The sequence below is a fragment of the Priestia iocasae genome, from assembly GCF_016909075.1.
Lineage (GTDB): Bacteria > Bacillota > Bacilli > Bacillales > Bacillaceae_H > Priestia > Priestia iocasae.
Genome location: NZ_JAFBFC010000005.1, coordinates 209,831 through 229,259, shown reverse-complemented (window position 1 = coordinate 229,259; position 19,429 = coordinate 209,831). Strand labels below are relative to the sequence as shown.

Sequence of the window (19,429 nt, the reverse complement as noted above, 5' to 3'; positions counted from 1 at the left end):
TGCTTAGGAGCTTATGCGAAAAGGAATATCATCAAATTACTAGATGAAAAGGTGCAAGAAAATCTAAGTGAACCTGAAATCAGTTCATGTGCTTGATTTTGTTCGAGCAGGTGTATCGGGCGAAACCCTAACATAATAAATAGTACAAAATATATTATAAAAGCCGTCACTATTAGTAGCGACGGCTTTTATAGTATTCTGAGATGACTTTAAACTATTATTGCTAATAGGTACAGAAAACATTGATTAATAAAGGAAGTAATGATTTTGAGAATTTTATTATACGGCTTTGTGTTAGTAAATATAGTTGGATTGCTTTATTGGATTACGACCATGGTCATAGATTTATTTAAGTAACTATGATTTAAGAGTTATTAAGTAACTTTTTTTGCTTAGGTTGTAGTGAAACGATTGTTTCTTTTTTGGTTATCTGAATGGTGAAGAGAGAAATCAAATTAAAATGTTTATCTAAACTGAAATGATATATATTTGTTCTGAAAATAATTAATAAGAATGCATTTGTATAAAGGATAAGGCTTATTACATTTATATTTCCAGATAAGATAAAGTTAATGTGCATGAAAAGACAAACAAAAATAGCAGGTATAGAGAATAAACCTACTATAAGAAATAGTCCAAGTAAAATTTGAACAATTGGTATAGCATAGTTCAAAACCAGTACATGCTCTAAAGCTATATTCTCTATAAACATCTTATAAAGAAGCGGGACATTGGGTTGTTGTAATGAATGGGTAAGGTATTCTCTCAAAAATATACCCGGTTCTTTAAACCATAGTTTTTCTGTGATTTTTGTTATACCTGCTAATAGCCAACCTATTCCAAAAAGAATCCGTGTTAAAACAATAAGTGATGAAAATAGTTTTACATTATTAATTTTCATGTAGCTCCTCCTCTTTAATTCTTATTTTCCTTAAGGAAGTTTTTTTGCCCTAGGGAAACTTTTTGTGTAAAAAAATTTAAAGGTTGTTTGTTCGTGTAGAATTTCACTATAGGAATTTGATTTAATGAGTTATATTTTTACTTCATCCAAAAAATTTTACCAAATGCAAAAGTGGTTGTAAATATATTTAAATTTATAAGTGCATGAAACGAATAGATAAATGAAGGGACTAAACAAGCACTTTCTTTCTTACCGATATACATCATTCTTACTAATCTATTTACCACCCTTTCTAGAGCTTTTACTATCACACTTGATAGCTGAAGGAAATTACAAAAGAAAACTACAAAAAGAAAACAGGAGTAGATTCATGAAAAACTTTACAAAATATACATAAATTAAGTCGTGCTCGTTACCATTTATGAGCGTAATAAATGGTAACATGTTTTTATGTTTGAAAAGAAGTAATGAAGCATGATATAAGATAAAAGAAGTAGAACAGTTGGCTTTGTACTTTTTGACCAATTGTTTGAAGTTGTATTCAACATGAGAGGATTTGAGTTTGACATGATAGATAATTTTTGGCGTGAGTTACCACGACCATTTTTTGTACTGGCACCAATGGAAGATGTGACGGATGTTGTGTTTCGTCACGTAGTTAGTGAAGCTGGTCGACCAGATGTTTTCTTTACAGAGTTTACGAACTCAGACAGCTATTGTCATCCAGATGGCATCGATAGTGTGCGTGGCCGTTTGCTTTTTACCGAGGACGAGCAGCCGATGGTGGCGCATATTTGGGGAGACAACCCTGACTATTTCCGTCGAATGAGTATTGGCATGGCAGAGTTAGGGTTTAAAGGAATTGATATTAACATGGGCTGCCCTGTGCCGAATGTTGCAACGAGAGGGAAAGGTAGCGGCCTTATTCTACGTCCAGACGTAGCGGCCGAGCTGATTCAAGCAGCAAAAGCGGGCGGCCTTCCTGTTAGTGTGAAAACCCGAATCGGCTTTCATGAGATCGATGAGTGGGAGGCGTGGTTAACGCATGTATTAAAACAGGATATTGCCAATTTGTCGATTCACTTACGTACAAGAGATGAAATGAGCGATGTCCCTGCGCATTGGGAGCTCATTCCGGCTATTAAGGAATTACGCGACCGTATCGCACCGGATACGCTTTTAACCATTAATGGAGACATTCCTGATCGTCAAAAGGGTCTTGAACTGGCGGAACAATACGGCATTGATGGCGTGATGATTGGCCGAGGCATCTTTAAAAATCCGTTTGCATTTGAAAAAGAGCCAAAAGAGCATAGCAGTAAAGAATACCTTGACCTTTTAAGATTGCAGTTGGATCTTCAAGATCAATATGCCGAAGTTGTGCCACGTCCTATCACAAAGCTTCATCGCTTTTTCAAAATCTATGTCAAAGGATTCCGTGGGGCTGGAGAATTACGAAATCAGCTGATGAACACGAAATCCACAGATGAAGTGCGTGCATTGCTTGATCGCTTTGAAAAGGAATATTGATTGGGCAAGAACAGTGATAGGGTAGAATGCTAAATAGTTAGATAAAAATAGAAAAAAGAGTTCCAATCATTAAAAATACGATGATTAGAATTCTTTTTTTTATTAATCGACTTTTGTGCCGACTGCTTAATGTGTGATCGAGGTGAAAATCTATCCCCATCAGTGCCAATCATCACTCATTCTTCACGCCCTCTTTACCTTTTATAGATATGCAGAAGGTATTGAAGTTGAAAGAAGAGAAAGAAATAGAAAAAGAAAGAAAAAAATCTTTTATAAACTAACATTCAAATAAATTTTCTAACTAACCGTTAGTGGTTGGGAAATGAGAAAGGAAAGTGCGCATGGCAAGCGTATCATTTGTGCATGATTGGACAAAAGACGGTTTACGTCTACAAGGAGTTCATTGGAAAGAAGTTCGTCGAAAAACGTGTGTATTGTTTATTCACGGTACAAGTGGCAACATTATTGAGAATTACTTTGCTCACGTTTTAGGTGAGCACTTAGTGAAGCATGGATATGGTTTTTTTTATGGACACACTCGAGGGTACAACCACCTAAATGACATATTAACCAAGGATGGAAATCATCGCCGAATTGGTGCTAGGTATGAAACATTCAGTGAGTGCATGTATGACATTGACTTATGGGTAAGAAAAGTACGTGAACTAGGGTATGACTCAATTATCGTCATGGGTCACAGTTTAGGCGCAAATAAAGCGATTCACTACCTAGCCCATGAGGACGTCTCAGCTATTGCTGGATTAATACTCGCATCCCCACCCGATCTTGTAGGACTATCCAAACGCTATGATGGTAATCGAGACGACATGATATACGAAGCACAATTGAACGTGAAAAACCATGAACCGATGAAGATTCTTTCACACCTTCATGATGGATGGCTTGAAATGAGCTCACAAGCGTACTTGGAGCGTTGCTTAGACGAATGTGAAGCAGATAACCTTCCTGTTTTGCGAAACCCCGACAACTTCGGTGCGTTAGCTACCATAAGCAGACCTATTTTTGCATTCATGGGGGACGTTAACGAAGTCAACATTCACACTCCAAGTGAAGATTTAGCGTTGATGCAAGCAAAAGCAACTCGTTGTCCTACATTTGAATATGCCGTTGTAGAAGAGGCCAATCATAACTACGAAGGAAATGAACACGAGGTGGCGCAATTGGTTGTGGATTGGATTAATCAAAAATTTGCGATTAACTAGTTTTGCGTGCCTGTCAACAAAGGTGATAGCTTTATGAAGAATTCGAAACATATAAATTATAAAATGAACCTAATAATACGCTTATTAAAAAGAATATTAGATGATGTATTATGTTTAAGAGGATTTTTCAAATCTACTGAAATGATCTCTTAAGTGTGGCAGCTAACTGGGTTGCAGAAGCAATGATGATGTCCTTAATGATCTTACCATCGCTTGATGCATGGTTTAATAGGAATCGTGCTGCTTTCTTTTTTATTGTGATTATAACACTGTTGTTTGGACTGCTTCTTAAAGAACCAATTTATAAATGGAGTAAGGAGCTAAAAAGAATAGCAAAAGAAAGCTGACTTATTTATTAGTCTAGCTTTTTCTAGGATAATCCTGATGGATATTATGTGTAAGCAGGTGAGGCTTATCTAATCTAACTTAGACAAGCCTTCTCTTTTTACTATGCTAAAAAACAAATACACTTACTATCACGTTTAGGCAGAAACGAGAACTTCCTTTTCAACCTCTAGCTTTCGATACACAAGTGCAATCACCATCGCGGGTAAACTACAAACTAACATGCCCAGGAAGGCGTATCTTGGTTCAATTTCGTAGAGAAAGCCTCCGAAAATGGTGAAAACAGCCGTGCTCCAGCTTAAGGCGAGCGCGGAGTAGATGCCTTGTGCTTTTGGGATTTGCGCGTGTGGGATGTTGTTGATTAAGTATTTCATAAAGGCATAATGTCCCATTGCAAACGAGAAAGCGTGTAGCGTTTGAGCAAGGCAGAACACAATCACGTTTGGAAACGTGAATACGAGTATCCAGCGTAAAGAAGACCCTAGTGCTGATAGTGCTAGTAAAGTACCTGTTGAAAACGTACTGAAGCGTTTATTGGCCATTGAAAAGAAGAAGATTTCGGCGATGACCGCGATGTTAATGATAACGCCAATTAAGTAGATGGGTGCATGAATTTCTTGTAGAAAAATATAGCCATAGTTATAGTACGTTGCATGTGCTGCTTGAAGTAAAATGACAATGATAAGAACAAATGAAAAGTGTTTTACACGAAATAACTGCAGCATGCTTCCTTTTTTTATTTGATTGATTTCTGGCTTTTTCAATAATACATCAGGCGCATTCAGAAAGCTAAGATAAACAAACCCCGCTATCCCAAGAAACAACGCCCAAAAAATAACGTAATCTCCAAACATGCCTGTAAAAATGGTTAACAGTATTCCAACCGAGACAAATCCAATGGATCCCCATTGACGACTTCTTCCATAGTCCTTTAACTGTTTATTTTGTACCAACACACTAGCCACGCTATCTAAAGCAGGCATCAATGTTGGGTAAAAGACGTTCACCATAATTGTGACGAGTAGTAAACTAGAAAATGACGATGCCGGAAGATAACAAAGAACCGAAATCAGTGTCCCGATTCCAGCAATCTGTAGTAATGTTTTTTGACTTACCTTTTCTGATAAATAAGGAAAGGCAAATAACGTAGATAAACCTCGTGCGAGTAGACCAAGACTCATAATCAAGCTCACTTGCGCGACTGTCATCTCTTTTGTTTGAATCATCCAACCTGACCAGTACGGGAGAAAAATACCCCATGTCATAAAAAAACTAAAAAAACGTGTGCTCATCCATCTTTGTGCGTTCATGGTTATCCTCCTTATCACTCGCATGATATCATGAGAGTAGAGATGATTAATATGAGATATCTCCTATTTTTGAGGTGAAAGATGAACATTTATAAAAGTGAGAAAAAGCGTTGGTATTTAGAAAACCATTCAATCGCACATCTCTTTTCTTTTCCAGTAGAAGAGTTTATCGAAGTACACGAATATGACCGCGATGAGTGGATGATACGTGAAGGAATGCGAACGGATTTTTTATTTTATGTGATAGAAGGAAAAGCAAAAATTTACGTCACCCATCAAAATGGAAAAGTATCGTTAATTAATTTTGCGAACGCTCATGATTACATTGGAGAAATGGAATTGTTACATGATGTTTACTATACAAAGGGAGTTCAAGCCTCAACGAAGACCGTTTGTTTTGCACTTCCTGTTTCCCGATACCGTACACAGCTGCTAGAAGATGCGAAGTTCCTGCGGGAATTAACAAAAATTTTGAGTGTAAAAGCAACCGCGATGGCCGCCAAGTATTCGCAAAGTCTGGCCTTTCCGCTTGAAAACAGGCTTGCTGATTTTATTTTACAAACGGCTGATAAAGGGGTTTATAGAGAAAAGCATGTGAGTGTTTGTGATTATTTAGGGGTATCTTATCGGCATTTATTGCATGTTCTGACACAGTTTTGTGATAAAGGCTATTTGCGAAAGGAAGGGAGGAATTACCTCATTAAACAGCAGCATGCTTTGGATGAGCTTGCGGAGGCCATGAAGAATAAATAATCAATCATTTTCCTTAAATGAAAAAGACACGGAAAACGCTCCCGTGTCTTTTATCTGTCTCTTATTTCTCTGTGAAAATTTTCTCGATATCATCTAACATGATGTTCGCTGCTAGTACGCCACCTGCTGTGTTCCAAGTGATATCACTTACTTTATGAGCATTGCCTTCTTTAACAGCTGTTAGGTTTTTCCATAGTGGATCGTTTGTCCATTCTTCTTCAACTGCAGTTGAATCAGCATATGTAAAGTAGAATAGTGAATCTGCATCCATTTCAGGAATTAATTCTTTATCAACTTCAACTGCGAAGTTACCCATTTTGTTATCTGGAGTAAATAATTTTTCTTGGTGAGCCGCACGTTTAAAGCCTAATTGATCAAAGATAACACCTGAGAATGAATCTGTGTAGTAAATACGAGTTGGACGAGAGCTGAAGCGAACAACAGAAATTTCTTGGTTCACTTTATCTCCAAGAGCTGTTTTAACGTCTTCTACCTTTTGATCGTACTCAGCCATTACTTCTTGGCCTTTTTCAGTTAGGTTTAGTGCGTTTGCATATAATTCAAAGTTAATTTTCCAGTCACCCGCTAAGTCTTCAGAGAAAACAGTTGGAGCGATTGCTTTTAATTGGTCATAGACTGCTTCTTGACGAATTTTATTTCCGATAATTAAATCAGGTTGTAATTCAGCAATCTTTTCGATGTTAACTTCACTTTCATCACCAACAACCTCAACGCCTTCCATGTCAGCGCTGATGTGCTCGTACCAAGGATCTTGATCCCAAGACATAACAGCTCCTACAGGCTTAACTCCTAGTGCTAGTAATGCTTCTGTTCCTTCGTTTGTTAAAATAACTACACGTTCTGGCGTATCTGGTATTTCAGTTGTCCCCATTGCGTGCTCAACTGAATAACTTGTATCTTCAGCTTTTGGCTCTTCTTTTTTCTCTTTTGACGCCTCTTCATTTGTATTCCCACAAGCAGCTAACAAAAGAAGTGATAGCATTGCAAGAATAGATAGTGTAGACCAAATGCTTTTTTTCATTTCTTTTCCCCCTAAACTTCTTAATTATGATTTTGATAATCATTATCAATTGAAAACTCTATTCACTATATTAGGTCAAGAAGAAATAACTGTCAATCATTTATTGAAAATAATTATCACTATCATTGACTGTATTTTTAATATCTTCTAAACTATTACTATCTAATAATTAGGATGGGTCATAGTTATGAATGGAATGGTAGATTTGAACAGAATCGTAAAAGTAGTCATTGCTACACTTCTTCTCATTCTATTAATGGGGATGAGTATTATTTTTGGGTACACAGATACCTCTATTCGATTATCTTTTGAAGCCTTTACCTCCTTTGATGGAAGTAATGAGCATTTAATTATTCAAACGGTTCGTTTGCCTAGAGCATTAATTGCTGCTTGCGTGGGCGCTTCTCTTGCCATAGCAGGTGTGTATATGCAAACTCTTACCAAAAATCCGTTAGCATCACCTGGAATTTTAGGAATTAATGCCGGAGCAGGCTTTGCAGTCGTGTTTGTTTTAACGTTCTTTAATGTGTCAAACCTTAGCATCTTTACTTGGGTATCTTTTTTAGGTGCGGCTGTTGCTGCATTAGTGGTGTACTTTGTTGGAGGTGTAGGGAGGGAAGGCTTAACACCTATGAAAATAACGCTTGCGGGAGCAGCTATTACAGCGTTGTTTTCCTCTTTTACACAAGGAATCTTAGTCACCAATGAAGCGGCTCTTGAAGAGGTGTTATTTTGGTTATCAGGGTCGATTCAAGGAAGAAAGCTTGAAATCTTAGCTTCTGTGTTCCCTTACTTAGTCGTAGGCTGGGTGCTTGCGCTCATCATGACGCCAATGATGAATGTCATTGCGATGGGAGATGATGTAGCCAAGGGTCTAGGCTTAAAGGTTGGCTTTTTAAAGGTAGCAGTAGGGGTTATCGTCATTTTACTCGCAGGAGGATCGGTTGCAGTAGCAGGACCGATTGGCTTTATTGGAATCGTTATTCCTCATATTGCTCGACGGTTAATAGGAACGGATCATCGATGGTTAGTTCCTTTTGCAGGTCTTCTAGGAGGCGTTCTGTTATTAGCCGCAGACATAGGAGCTAGGTATATTGTGATGCCGCAAGAAGTTCCTGTAGGAGTCATGACTGCATTCATCGGAACACCTTATTTTATTTATATTGCAAGGAAGGGGTTTAACAAAGGATGAGAGGATATCGTAGCATACGGTTAGGTAAGGATAAGATATCCCTGCTTTTAGACACAAATTCCCTTATGAAATTAATGATCCTTGTTTTTCTCACGCTCGCTATTTTCATTATAAGCGCAGGCTTAGGAGATTTTCAGGTTCATCCATTTACCGTCGTTAGCTTACTATTTGGTGGAGGGACTGAGTTAGAACAGCTTGTCGTTTATCAGTTTAGATTACCAAGGATTATTGCCTCCATGGTAGTAGGAATGGGGTTAGCGGTAGCCGGTGGAATTCTTCAAGGGATGCTTCGAAATGACTTAGCCGCTCCAGATACAATAGGGGTAACAGCTGGCGCTGGAATGGCAGTCGTTGCTTTTCTATGGCTTTTTAGTGATGAGAATTATTCGTTAATCGTTAGTATAAAATGGTTACCTGTGGCCGCATTTGTTGGAGCTTCGCTCGTTGCAGCGGCCGTCTACTTCTTATCATGGAAGGATGGTGTCACACCGGTTCGACTCATCCTAATTGGAATTGGGATTTCAGCATTGATGCAGGCAGGAACAACGATGTTTATGGTTTTAGGTCCCATTTATATGGCAAGCCAAGCAAATATTTGGATTACAGGAAGTGTAAATAGCATCACCTGGGAAGATGTGAATATCCTTGTTCCCGTAACTCTTGTCTTATTAGTGCTCGCTTTTCTTTCATCGCGTATTGTGAACGTTCAATCATTAGGAGAGGAAGTGGCAACAGGGGTTGGAAGCTCTGTTCAGCGTCAGCATTTTGTCCTTTTAATGATTAGTACAGGGCTAGTAGGGACAGCGGTGGCATTTGCAGGTGGTATTGGGTTTGTTGGACTGATGGCTCCTCATATGGCTAGAAAGCTTGTTGGATCGTCATTTGGGGTATTACTGCCTGTTTCTGCCTTCTTAGGCGCCATTCTCGTTATGTTAGCAGACTTAGTGGGACGTACCTTGTTCTTGCCATCTGTTGTGCCTGCGGGTGTATTCACCGCTGCCTTAGGTGCACCTTATTTTATTTATCTTTTAATGAGAGCGAAAAATAAATAATGACTCTAGATGACAGGCATCTTACAAATGGAAAAGCTCACTCTTTCATGTGGTGATATGAACCTTATGAAAGAATGAGGCTTAGTTATTCCTAACTGTGAAAGAACGGTATGGATTGGTGGAAATAGCTGTGCCTCAATAGCCCTTCTTTTAAAGTCTGAAAGAAGAAACAATAGAAGGGCTAATTGGGCGTCCTTGTTAAGTTTAGGAGTAAGTGCAATAGGAAGAAATTGAAACGTGAATAGGTTGCAACTCATTAAGAATGTAATGAACAAAGTTGAGACCTAAAATAGATTCCAATCTGATTATGGTGCCTACCTCTATGTCGGCATCATGTATCACGTGAAAAGAAATGATAGAAGCGAGCCGCTCGATCAACTATGATACTTGTCATACTCCCAATTAGGGCACTACTGATAACGTCAGCTGGATAATGATGTCCAACCCAGATGCGAGAGAAACTAGTTAACAGAGATAATACCCACATAATGGATCCAACCGCACGTTGGTGAAGGATAATAGAAGTAGATACAGCGAATACCAGTAGTGTGTGTTTACTTGGAAAGGAAGAATCCATTTTTGAAGGAATAAGAATCCCCACACGATGGTTTATAAACGGACGTGGTTTGTAGTAAAACAATTTAACGATAAAGTTAATAACCAAAGTGATTCCTGAAGAAATGCCCGCACAATACACTATTTTTCTGTAAGCACGATTTCTAAACCACATCATCATGATAAAAAATAGAAAGACATAACGAACTTTCTGTGAGAAAAATATCATCAAAAAATCAATAGGAGTACAGCGACCAGAAAAACGATTGATTGACTTGAAAAAACTGGATTTCATACAGATGCTCTCCTTACTTAAGTAGATAACAATAAATTTCCCACCTTAGAAAGATATATGTAAATAATTCAACAAGATAGCTCTTTAATTACATATAAACTCCATATTGAAAGGCTCTTTTTGAATAAATCTCTTTACGAACCGGGTCATACGTAATAAAAAACGAAAGTTCTACCTCCTTAAAATAGCTAATCAGAGGCTTGGGTTACTTGTATGAACACCTTACTGATAGACTTCTCTCTTTTTTATTCGTGCGAAATCGTTTATAATTATTAGATAATAGTAGATTTTCTGAAAATTACAGGGTGTGAGGATGGGAGAAATGAGCAACAACGGAATAAAAACAGATGTAATTTTGATTGGTGCGGGAGTAATGAGCGCAACTTTAGGATCATTGCTAAAAGAGTTAGCACCAGCATGGGAAATAAAAGTATTCGAGAAGCTTAAAAGCGCAGGGGAAGAAAGCTCTAATGAATGGAATAATGCAGGAACGGGGCATGCTGCATTATGTGAACTAAACTATACCAATGAAAAACCAGATGGTTCAATCGATATTAGCAAGGCGGTTAAAGTAAATGAGCAGTTTCAGCTTTCTAGACAATTTTGGTCGTATCTTGTCAAAAGCAATTTGATTCGTCATCCACAAGATTTTATTATGCCGATTCCTCATATTAGTTTGGTTGAAGGGGAAGAAAATGTGACATTTTTGAAAAAAAGGATGGAAGCGCTATCAAATAATCCTTTGTTCGCAGGAATGGAATTTTCGACAGATCCTCAAAAATTAAAGGAATGGATTCCGCTTATTATGGAAGGGCGTACATCAGATGAGCCAATGGCGGCGACGAAAATTGATGCAGGAACGGATGTTAATTTTGGTGCGTTAACAAGGATGTTATTTAATTATCTTAAGAGTCAAAATGTTGAAATGCACTACCAACATAGTGTGAAGGATATCAAGCGTACGAACGAGGGGTTATGGGAAGTGAAAGTTCATAATCTGAATAGTGGTCAAATAGAATACCACCAAGCAAAGTTTGTCTTTATTGGTGGAGGGGGAGGAAGCCTGCCTTTATTACAAAAAACAGGGATTCCAGAGTCTAGACAAATTGGAGGATTTCCTGTAAGTGGCTTATTTATGGTGTGTAATAACCCAGAAGTGATCGCGCGTCATCATGCAAAGGTTTATGGTAAAGCAAAGGTCGGAGCTCCTCCAATGTCTGTTCCGCATCTTGATACGCGATACATTGACAATAAAAAGTCATTGTTGTTTGGACCGTTTGCAGGCTTTTCACCGAAATTCTTAAAAACAGGTTCAAATTTTGATTTACTGAACTCGGTCAAGCCAAATAACGTTCTAACGATGCTAGCTGCAGGACTCAAAGAGATGTCTCTAACGAAGTATTTAATTCAACAGGTTCTTCTCTCGAATGAAAAGCGCATGGAAGAACTGCGTGAGTTTATTCCGAACGCAAAAAGTGAAGATTGGGACATTGTCGTAGCAGGTCAGCGTGTGCAGGTTATTAAAGATACCGAGACAGGCGGTAAAGGAACCCTTCAATTTGGAACAGAGGTGGTTAGTGCCGCTGATGGTTCAATTGCGGCGTTACTCGGAGCCTCTCCAGGTGCTTCTACTGCGGTTCACGTCATGCTTGAAGTATTAGAAAAGTGTTTCCCTCAGTATATGAGTGAATGGGAAGCTAAAATCAAAGAAATGATTCCTTCCTATGGCATATCACTCGTTGAAAATCCAGCGCTTTTCCAAGAGCTTCATGCTTCAACGGCTGATACACTTGGTTTAAGTGAAAAAGAGCCTGTTTGTAGTTAATTCAGTACTTGAAGGAGCTTCATGAAAGAAAAAAAGCCCTTCTTGTTCCGTTAAACGAACAAGAAGGGCTTTTGTATTTACGTTGCTTTAATCAATTGCATTACTGCCAATTTGTATGGAACGTTCCTTCGCGGTCACGACGCTCATACGTGTGAGCACCAAAATAGTCACGTTGTGCTTGAAGAATGTTTGCATTTGAATTTCCTGTTCGATAGCCATCGTAGTAAGTAACCGATGTGCTTAAGCAAGGAGAGGAGATTCCTGCATTGATTCCTTCACAAACCACTTTACGTAGTCCTAATTGATACGCTTTTAATTTATCTGCAAAGTATGGAGCAAGTAGGAGGTTAGCTAAATCCGGTTGCTCTTCGTATGCTTTGCTGATAACATTTAAAAATTCTGCGCGAATGATACAGCCACCGCGGAAAATAAGAGCAATATCTTTTAATGGAAGATTCCAGTCATAAAGCTCTGATGATGTTTTATATTGGTTAAAGCCTTGTGCATAAGCACATACTTTCCCCATATAGAGTGCTTGTCTTACGTACTCAATCCATTCGTCTTTATCTAAAGATTGACGATCATGCTCTGGACCTACTAATACATTTTCAGCAGCAACACGCTCATCTTTTAATGCCGATATGTAGCGTGCAAATAAAGACTCCGTAATAATAGAAGAGGTAATGCCATTATCAATTGCTTGCATACTTGTCCATTTACCTGTTCCTTTTTGTCCTGCTTGATCAAGGATAACATCGATAAGAGGTAGACCTGTAATCTCGTCTTTCTTTCTTAAAATATCCGCTGTGATTTCCATTAAGTAACTCTGTAGCTCACCTTGATTCCATGTTTCAAAGATATCTGCGATTTCATCCACTGATAAGTGCAGTCTCTCACGTAAAAACGTATATGCTTCTGCAATAAGCTGCATGTCTGCATACTCAATGCCGTTATGAACCATTTTAACAAAGTGTCCTGCACCCTTTGGTCCAATGTAGACACAACAAGGGTCGTTGTCCACTTGAGCTGCAATTTTTGTGAAGATTGATGCTACTTTTTCATACGCTTCTTGATCTCCACCAGGCATAATAGAAGGACCTTTTAACGCACCGACTTCACCGCCTGAGATGCCCATACCGATATAATGAATTCCCTTGTCCTTTAAGGTATCATATCGACGTTCTGTGTCCTCATAATGAGAGTTTCCACCGTCCATAATGATATCCCCTGCTTCTAGTAAAGGGATTAACGCATCAATTACTAAATCAATTGGCTTGCCCGCTGTTACCATGAGAAAAACCTTGCGAGGCGCTTGTAAGGACTGAACAAATTCCTGTAGCTCATAATAAGGGTGAATGCCTTCTTTTCCAGGGTGCTTTTCAAGCAGTTGATCTGTTAAATCGCGTGTATAGTTATAAACGGCTACTTGCTCTCCCTTACTCTCCATATTTAGTGCAAGATTACTTCCCATTACACCTAAACCAATGACACCAATTGTATTAACCATATTACTGACTCCTTCTTTTTCAGATAAAGAGGCAGTTATCATTCATTATCGCTCTAAAAAAGAGCGATAATGAAGATAAGCTACCATGTTAGACTTACCTATTATACAAATAAGCTAAGCAATAGGACAAACCCTAATCCAACAACAGAGATAATTGTTTCTAGTAATGTCCATGTTGCGAACGTTTCTTTCATCGTTAAGCCAAAATACTCTTTAAACATCCAGAAGCCGGCATCATTTACATGTGAAGCAATTAAGCTACCTGCTCCAGTTGCGAGTACGACTAAAGCTAAGTTTACATCAGATTGACCTAGCATTGGAATCACTAATCCAGCCGTTGTTAGAGCTGCTACGGTCGCAGATCCTAATGAAATACGTAAAATCGCTGCAATGATCCAAGCAAGTAAAATAGGTGATAAAGAAGTACCATCGAATAAGTCTGCTACGTAGTCACCGACACCGCCATCGATTAATACTTGTTTAAAGGCGCCGCCACCTCCGATGATTAACAGCATCATGCCGATTTGTGTGATAGCCGTTGTGCAAGAATCCATCACTGTTTTAATCGGAATTTTTCGGGCAATTCCCATTGTGTAAATCGCAACTAAAAGAGAAAGCAGCATCGCCGTTGATGCATCTCCGATAAAGCGAATGCTTGCAAGGAAAGCATTGTCGTTTAACCCGATTGTTTTTTGAAGGAGTGTAATAATGGTTGCAATCGACATTAAAATGACTGGAAGCATCGCTGTAAAGACACTAATCCCAAACCTTGGTGTATCTTCAAGCTTAAATGCTTTTTGCTCACCTAGGGAAGCAATGTTACCTGTTTTTGTAAACGATTGTGGAACAAGCTTTTTTGCTAACTTTGTAAATAAAGGTCCCGCGATAATGACGGTTGGAACTGAGATGATAAATCCGTAAAGTAACACTTCACCAAGATCTGCACCATACTCACCAGCAATAACGGTTGGTCCAGGATGAGGTGGTAAAAAGCCGTGTGTGACAGATAACGCAGCTACCATTGGAATACCAAGATGTAAAATAGATACCTTTAATTCTTTTGAGATAGCAAAGACAATAGGAATTAATAACACAAGTCCTACTTCAAAGAATAAGGCGATACCAATAATGAATGATGCCGCTACAACTGCCCATTGAATGTTTTTCTCTCCAAATTTATTTACAAGCGTCATGGCGATGCGCTGGGCACCTCCTGCATCCGCAATTAACTTTCCTAACATCGCGCCAAGTCCAAAGATTAGCGCAAGATGACCAAGTGTTCCACCTAATCCTGCTTCAATGGTCTTCACGATGCTTTCAAGTGGCATTCCGAGTACTAAAGCTACACCAAACGATACAATAATTAATGAAACAAACGTATTTAATTTGAATCCCATTATAAGAATAAGTAAGGCTACAATTCCAATTGCGACAATAAGTAATGGCATCTTAATCCCTCCAAGTCATTATCTTGCTGTATTAATTAAGCTTCGTTGATAATCTGCAATTCTTGTATAATCGTTTTCTAGCACTCTAGATAAATGAATAAAAATCGGTAATAATTGTCGATACTCTCTCGCTGCTTCTTCTTTTGGTGAGTGCTTGTAAGTACTTCCTATCATATCGGAAGCGACTTCAAAGGAATCAATTTTCCCCGTTGCATATAAGCCTAGGATACAAGCACCTAAACATGAGCTTTCATAGCTTTCAGGTACCACGACATCAGATTCAAAGATATCGGCCATCATTTGACGCCATACCTCTGATCTTGCGAATCCACCCGTTGCTTGAATGCGAGTTACTGGGCTGTTCATGCATTCAGTTAGAGCTAAAAAGACGGTGTATAAGTTATAAATGACACCTTCTAACGCGGCTCGAATCATGTGCTCTTTTTTGTGAGACATCGTCAAACCAAAAAATGATCCCCGTACATCTGGGTTCCATAATGGTGCACGTTCGCCTGCAAGATAGGGATGGAATAACAAGCCATCTGCACCTGGTCTTACACGCTCTGCAATTTTTGTTAATACTTCATATGGATCGATCCCAAGTCTTTTAGCCGTTTCGATTTCCGAAGAAGCAAATTCATCTCGAATCCAACGAAGAATCATGCCGCCGTTGTTGACAGGTCCGCCAATAACCCAATGCTTTTCTGTTAAGGCATAGCAAAAGATGCGTCCCTTTTCATCTGTTTGTGGCTGATCAATGATTGTACGGATAGCGCCACTTGTTCCAATCGTGACCGCAATTTCACCTTTTCGAATGGCGTTCACACCAAGGTTAGACAGAACACCATCACTTGCGCCAATGACAAAAGGAGTGTCAGGGTCTATCCCAATTTGTTTGGCTAGCTGTTCATTACAAGACGTAAACGTTTGCGTTGTTGAAACAAGTTTGGATACTTGGTCTCGTTGAATACCAGCAATTTTTAACGCTTCCTCATCCCAATCTAGACTTTTTAGATTCATCATCCCCATCGCCGAAGCTAAAGAGTGATCCACTACATATTGATCGAAGAATTTCTTGAAAATGTATTCTTTAATGCCAATATACTTGGCGGCTTTAGAAGCGATTTCAGGTCGATCGTTCACAATCCAAGCGATTTTACTTAATGGTGACATTGGATGAATGGGTGTACCTGTTCGTTGATACACGCTATGCCCATTGTATTCATGCTTAATTTTGTGTGCCCATGCTTCGCTTCGATTATCTGCCCATGTGATACAAGGCGTGATTGGCTGATCATCCTTATCCATCACGATGACACTGTGCATGGCACTGCTAAATGAGACAAAGGAAAGGCTCTTTTCATCATGCTGCTTCATAACGTTGGTCATCGCTTGTAGAACCGCTTGAAATATTTCTTCTGGGTTCTGTTCAGCAGTGGAAATATCGGGTGTATAAAGAGGGTAACCGATGTTTTCCTGTTGAATGACCTTACCCTTTTCATCAAACAGCACCGCTTTTGTGCTGGTTGTCCCAATATCAATTCCTAACATATAGCTAGTCATGGTCTTGTTCGACTCCTTTTGATAAAATTTGTTGCGACATCCATAGGTCTTCTACTTTTCCTTGAACATCATCAAAGTTTTGATGCAGCGATTCAATCATTCGCGCTCGATCTTTTGTTCGAATCGCTTCAATGTAAAGCTCATGATTTGTTAAAATTCTGGCAAGATCATCGTATTTTTCGTCAAAGCGCAGTCTCATGGATAAAAGAATGAGACTCTCCATCGTAGGCTTTAAATGATTCCAAATCATGAAGATGTGCGAATGGTCAATGGTACGAATAATGGTTTCGTGAAATCGTACATCTTGAAAGGAAAATTCATCAGGATCTTGATATTTAATTGCAATCTTCATCATTTCAAGTATTTTGCTAAGCTCTTTTACTAGAGCGGTTGTATCCATCTTAACAAGTCGTTCAAAGACGAATGTTTCAATCAGTAAACGGACATCGTAAATTTCTTCAATTTCTTTTTCTGTTAAACCAATCACAACCGCACCCATTCGTTCTAATCGAATCATATTTTCAGTTGCCAATATTTTTAACGCTTCACGCACAGGTGAACGACTCACAGAAAAGTCTGCCGCAAGCTTATTTTCAGACAATATGGTACCGCTTTCAATGAGGCCAGAAATGATGCGCATTCTAAGCTCATAGGCAACACGATCACCAGCTGAAGCTTTTGAGAGCCATTTTGTTGGGTATAAAAATTCGTTTGATTTAGTCATACAGTCACCTCTTCTTTTAATCATGTGTACTTGTATACAAGTATTATAATATAATTTTATCATTTTGCAAATGCTTTCATTTTATTGTAAATAGATGCAAAATAAAAAGGCATTGAAATAACGGCTTCAATACCTTTCGTTATGCTTAAACAGTAAATATATAAAGTATGGTGCGCCAATTAATGCAACCATAATCCCTGCTGGAATCCCATCTGGCTGAACAATAGTACGTCCAATGGTATCGGCTATGAGTAATAGCCATCCACCAAGTAGAATCGCAACAGGAAGAAACAATTGATTTCGAGGTCCCACCAATGCTTTTGCAATATGTGGTCCCATTAAGCCAATAAAGGCAATGCCACCCGTAACCGAAACAGCAGAAGCCGCTAAAGCTACAGCCGTTAAAAGTAGGACCACTCTCTCCTTCTCGATGGATACACCGACCCCAATCGCTACAGGCTCACTCAGACTAAGTAGATTCAATCGATGAGCTTTATAGAGGGTAAACGGAATGAGAATGAGTAGCCAAGGAAGAATCGCCCAAATAAACGGCCAATCTGTTCCCCAAATCGTACCTGCTAACCATTTTGCAATAAAATCGACTTTTGCCCGCTCTGCTGATGAAATGAGAACAATCATTGCACCAGACAATGCCATTGAAAACCCGACCCCTACTAAAACTAACCTTACTGGCTGAAGACCTACATGTCGATTATAGGAAAACAAGTAGATGAAGAAAGCCGTCAAAAGAGCACCGATAAATGCCACAAGCGGAAGCAAGTAAGCAAACGAGCTCGCATCAATTGGGAAAAATAAAAAGAATACTGAAACGGCAACTCCAGCACCAGAATTAATTCCGATGATGCCAGGGTCAGCTAAATCGTTGCGTGTAATTCCTTGAAGAATGGCTCCTGATAACGCTAAAGCCATTCCTGCTAAAAGCGTAATGAAGATACGTGGTAAGCGCACCGAAAATAAGATAAATTCCTCTTTAAACGTACCTTGACCAAGTAGAGTAGGGAAGAGGCGATCATACGAGACAGAGGAGTAGCCCATCCCCATGCTGATAATTATTGTCGTTATAATAAATAGCGCTAGAATAAATAAGGTGATTCTTTGCTTTTTAACAAAAGGTGAATGAATCATGAGAATCCTTTCCCTCCTTTGTTCACGATAAATAGAAAGAAAGGTAAGCCTAGCACAGCTACAATGGCTGCGATAGGGGTTTCATAGGGTGCGTTAATCGTACGTCCAAGCGTGTCGGCAAAGAGCATAAAAATCGCGCCTATCATAACGGACATCGGAATAATAAAACGATAGTCCGTTCCAACAATGCTACGAACAATATGAGGAATCATGAGTCCAATGAACGCTATGTTGCCAACGAGTGCCACAGAAGCGCCAGCTAATAGCACAATCACAAGAAACAGAATGGATTTAATAAAAGGAATGTTTTGTCCTAATCCAACAGCAACTTCTTCACTTAAGCTAAGAATGGTCAGTTGCTTAGAAAGGATAATCGCAACAATGATACCAATTAAAATAAACGGAATGACGATTTGAAGCTGTCCCCATGAGGTACCGACAATTCCCCCAGCTGTCCACATTGATACATCTTTTGACACTTTAAAATAGATTCCAATCCCTTCGGCAATTGCATGGAGAAAGGCAGAGATAGCCGCTCCAGCTAGCACAATTCGAAAAGGAGAGAATCCTCCCTTTTTTACGACGCCGGTTCCAAGCACAAGTAATGAACCAACGGCCGCTCCGATAAAACAAGCAATCATAATACTGAAATAGTTTGCAGAAGGAATGAAGGCAATGGTCACGGCAAGAGCTGCATTTGCCCCAGCGGTCAGACCGAGTAAACCAGGGTCAGCAAGAGGATTACGTGTGATTCCTTGCATGATTGCACCCGAAACAGCAAGGGCAGCTCCTACAAAGATAGCAGCAATTTCACGAGGTAAACGAATCTCTTGAAGCATCATAACTTTGTCACTACCGTCTTGAGACGTAAGCGCTAACCAAACATCCCAAACGGTCGTTTCAGCTGCACCAAATACCATGGCTACTACAAACATGCCGACAAATACAACTAACCCTGCAATTAATTTGTAGATAAATGCAATAGAACGTTTCGTTTCTTTTGTCATCAGTTTCTCAT

Annotated in this window: 17 protein-coding genes; 7 read left to right on the top strand and 10 right to left on the bottom strand. The window is 39.2% G+C overall.

Annotation, left to right across the window (positions count from 1 at the left end; translation table 11 throughout):
• Positions 1 to 364: 364 nt before the first annotated feature.
• A complete protein-coding gene (locus tag JOC83_RS14880) occupies positions 365 to 901 on the bottom strand; it encodes a hypothetical protein (RefSeq protein ID WP_205188175.1) in 537 nt (178 codons plus the stop codon).
• 546 nt (positions 902 to 1,447) lie between these two features.
• Between JOC83_RS14880 and JOC83_RS14875 the strand changes: the two genes are divergently transcribed.
• The 3 genes from JOC83_RS14875 to JOC83_RS14865 all read left to right on the top strand — a co-directional run bounded on the left by JOC83_RS14875 (position 1,448) and on the right by JOC83_RS14865 (position 4,001).
• Positions 1,448 to 2,431, top strand: coding sequence for a tRNA dihydrouridine synthase (locus tag JOC83_RS14875; RefSeq protein ID WP_239583551.1), 984 nt, complete (start codon positions 1,448 to 1,450; stop codon positions 2,429 to 2,431).
• A gap of 341 nt (positions 2,432 to 2,772) precedes the next feature.
• Positions 2,773 to 3,654, top strand: coding sequence for an alpha/beta hydrolase (locus tag JOC83_RS14870; protein ID WP_205188173.1), 882 nt, complete (start codon positions 2,773 to 2,775; stop codon positions 3,652 to 3,654).
• A 155-nt stretch (positions 3,655 to 3,809) separates the two neighbouring features.
• Positions 3,810 to 4,001: a hypothetical protein gene (locus JOC83_RS14865; protein ID WP_205188172.1), complete on the top strand. Its 192-nt coding sequence runs from the start codon at positions 3,810 to 3,812 to the stop codon at positions 3,999 to 4,001.
• A 135-nt stretch (positions 4,002 to 4,136) separates the two neighbouring features.
• On the opposite strand, the gene JOC83_RS14860 is transcribed toward JOC83_RS14865, so the two are convergent.
• Positions 4,137 to 5,309: an MFS transporter gene (locus JOC83_RS14860; RefSeq protein ID WP_205188171.1), complete on the bottom strand. Its 1,173-nt coding sequence runs from the start codon at positions 5,307 to 5,309 to the stop codon at positions 4,137 to 4,139.
• 81 nt (positions 5,310 to 5,390) lie between these two features.
• On the opposite strand from JOC83_RS14860, the gene yeiL reads away from it, so the two are divergent.
• Positions 5,391 to 6,062, top strand: coding sequence for a transcriptional regulator YeiL (yeiL, locus tag JOC83_RS14855; protein ID WP_205188170.1), 672 nt, complete (start codon positions 5,391 to 5,393; stop codon positions 6,060 to 6,062).
• Between the two features lie 61 nt (positions 6,063 to 6,123).
• On the opposite strand, the gene JOC83_RS14850 is transcribed toward yeiL, so the two are convergent.
• On the bottom strand, positions 6,124 to 7,104 hold the full coding sequence (locus JOC83_RS14850) for an ABC transporter substrate-binding protein (RefSeq protein WP_205188169.1): 981 nt from the start codon (positions 7,102 to 7,104) through the stop codon (positions 6,124 to 6,126).
• Positions 7,105 to 7,291: 187 nt separating this feature from the next.
• On the opposite strand from JOC83_RS14850, the gene JOC83_RS14845 reads away from it, so the two are divergent.
• Positions 7,292 to 8,296, top strand: coding sequence for a FecCD family ABC transporter permease (locus JOC83_RS14845; protein ID WP_378913360.1), 1,005 nt, complete (start codon positions 7,292 to 7,294; stop codon positions 8,294 to 8,296).
• The gene (locus JOC83_RS14840; RefSeq protein ID WP_205188168.1) at positions 8,293 to 9,348 is read left to right on the top strand and encodes a FecCD family ABC transporter permease; all 1,056 of its coding nucleotides are present in this window, start codon (positions 8,293 to 8,295) and stop codon (positions 9,346 to 9,348) included. Before JOC83_RS14845 ends, JOC83_RS14840 begins: the two co-directional genes overlap by 4 nt.
• Before the next feature lie 331 nt (positions 9,349 to 9,679).
• Here JOC83_RS14840 and JOC83_RS14835 read toward each other — a convergent pair whose 3' ends face one another.
• Positions 9,680 to 10,198 (bottom strand): undecaprenyl-diphosphatase, encoded by a 519-nt coding sequence (locus JOC83_RS14835; RefSeq protein ID WP_205188167.1) that lies wholly within the window; start codon positions 10,196 to 10,198, stop codon positions 9,680 to 9,682.
• A gap of 322 nt (positions 10,199 to 10,520) precedes the next feature.
• Here JOC83_RS14835 and JOC83_RS14830 point away from each other — a divergent pair, with 322 nt between their 5' ends.
• Positions 10,521 to 12,023: a malate:quinone oxidoreductase gene (locus JOC83_RS14830; RefSeq protein WP_205188166.1), complete on the top strand. Its 1,503-nt coding sequence runs from the start codon at positions 10,521 to 10,523 to the stop codon at positions 12,021 to 12,023.
• 100 nt (positions 12,024 to 12,123) lie between these two features.
• On the opposite strand, the gene gnd is transcribed toward JOC83_RS14830, so the two are convergent.
• From gnd to JOC83_RS14800, 6 genes are all read right to left on the bottom strand, one after another.
• Positions 12,124 to 13,530 carry a decarboxylating NADP(+)-dependent phosphogluconate dehydrogenase gene (gnd, locus tag JOC83_RS14825; RefSeq protein ID WP_205188165.1) on the bottom strand — a complete coding sequence of 469 codons (1,407 nt, stop codon included), beginning with the start codon at positions 13,528 to 13,530 and terminating at the stop codon, positions 12,124 to 12,126.
• A gap of 101 nt (positions 13,531 to 13,631) precedes the next feature.
• Positions 13,632 to 14,978, bottom strand: a complete 1,347-nt coding sequence (locus tag JOC83_RS14820; RefSeq protein WP_205188164.1) for a GntP family permease — start codon at positions 14,976 to 14,978, stop codon at positions 13,632 to 13,634.
• An 18-nt stretch (positions 14,979 to 14,996) separates the two neighbouring features.
• Entirely contained in the window at positions 14,997 to 16,541 is a 1,545-nt protein-coding gene (gntK, locus tag JOC83_RS14815) for a gluconokinase (protein ID WP_205188163.1), read from the bottom strand.
• Positions 16,534 to 17,265: a GntR family transcriptional regulator gene (locus JOC83_RS14810; protein WP_205188162.1), complete on the bottom strand. Its 732-nt coding sequence runs from the start codon at positions 17,263 to 17,265 to the stop codon at positions 16,534 to 16,536. Before JOC83_RS14810 ends, gntK begins: the two co-directional genes overlap by 8 nt.
• A gap of 126 nt (positions 17,266 to 17,391) precedes the next feature.
• Positions 17,392 to 18,411: a FecCD family ABC transporter permease gene (locus tag JOC83_RS14805; protein WP_205188161.1), complete on the bottom strand. Its 1,020-nt coding sequence runs from the start codon at positions 18,409 to 18,411 to the stop codon at positions 17,392 to 17,394.
• The gene (locus tag JOC83_RS14800) at positions 18,408 to 19,418 is read right to left on the bottom strand and encodes a FecCD family ABC transporter permease (RefSeq protein ID WP_205188160.1); all 1,011 of its coding nucleotides are present in this window, start codon (positions 19,416 to 19,418) and stop codon (positions 18,408 to 18,410) included. The genes JOC83_RS14805 and JOC83_RS14800 overlap by 4 nt, the downstream gene beginning before the upstream one ends.
• Positions 19,419 to 19,429 lie beyond the last annotated feature (11 nt).

Excerpts from the sequence above, each read along its gene's own strand:
- JOC83_RS14880 (WP_205188175.1), bottom strand. The coding sequence starts at position 901 with ATGAAAATTAATAATGTAAAACTATTTTCATCACTTATTGTTTTAACA.
- JOC83_RS14875 (WP_239583551.1), top strand. The coding sequence starts at position 1,448 with ATGAGAGGATTTGAGTTTGACATGATAGATAATTTTTGGCGTGAGTTA.
- JOC83_RS14870 (WP_205188173.1), top strand. The coding sequence starts at position 2,773 with ATGGCAAGCGTATCATTTGTGCATGATTGGACAAAAGACGGTTTACGT.
- JOC83_RS14860 (WP_205188171.1), bottom strand. The coding sequence starts at position 5,309 with ATGAACGCACAAAGATGGATGAGCACACGTTTTTTTAGTTTTTTTATG.
- yeiL (WP_205188170.1), top strand. The coding sequence starts at position 5,391 with ATGAACATTTATAAAAGTGAGAAAAAGCGTTGGTATTTAGAAAACCAT.
- JOC83_RS14850 (WP_205188169.1), bottom strand. The coding sequence starts at position 7,104 with ATGAAAAAAAGCATTTGGTCTACACTATCTATTCTTGCAATGCTATCA.
- JOC83_RS14845 (WP_378913360.1), top strand. The coding sequence starts at position 7,292 with ATGAATGGAATGGTAGATTTGAACAGAATCGTAAAAGTAGTCATTGCT.
- JOC83_RS14840 (WP_205188168.1), top strand. The coding sequence starts at position 8,293 with ATGAGAGGATATCGTAGCATACGGTTAGGTAAGGATAAGATATCCCTG.
- JOC83_RS14835 (WP_205188167.1), bottom strand. The coding sequence starts at position 10,198 with ATGAAATCCAGTTTTTTCAAGTCAATCAATCGTTTTTCTGGTCGCTGT.
- JOC83_RS14830 (WP_205188166.1), top strand. The coding sequence starts at position 10,521 with ATGAGCAACAACGGAATAAAAACAGATGTAATTTTGATTGGTGCGGGA.
- gnd (WP_205188165.1), bottom strand. The coding sequence starts at position 13,530 with ATGGTTAATACAATTGGTGTCATTGGTTTAGGTGTAATGGGAAGTAAT.
- JOC83_RS14820 (WP_205188164.1), bottom strand. The coding sequence starts at position 14,978 with ATGCCATTACTTATTGTCGCAATTGGAATTGTAGCCTTACTTATTCTT.
- gntK (WP_205188163.1), bottom strand. The coding sequence starts at position 16,541 with ATGACTAGCTATATGTTAGGAATTGATATTGGGACAACCAGCACAAAA.
- JOC83_RS14810 (WP_205188162.1), bottom strand. The coding sequence starts at position 17,265 with ATGACTAAATCAAACGAATTTTTATACCCAACAAAATGGCTCTCAAAA.
- JOC83_RS14805 (WP_205188161.1), bottom strand. The coding sequence starts at position 18,411 with ATGATTCATTCACCTTTTGTTAAAAAGCAAAGAATCACCTTATTTATT.
- JOC83_RS14800 (WP_205188160.1), bottom strand. The coding sequence starts at position 19,418 with ATGACAAAAGAAACGAAACGTTCTATTGCATTTATCTACAAATTAATT.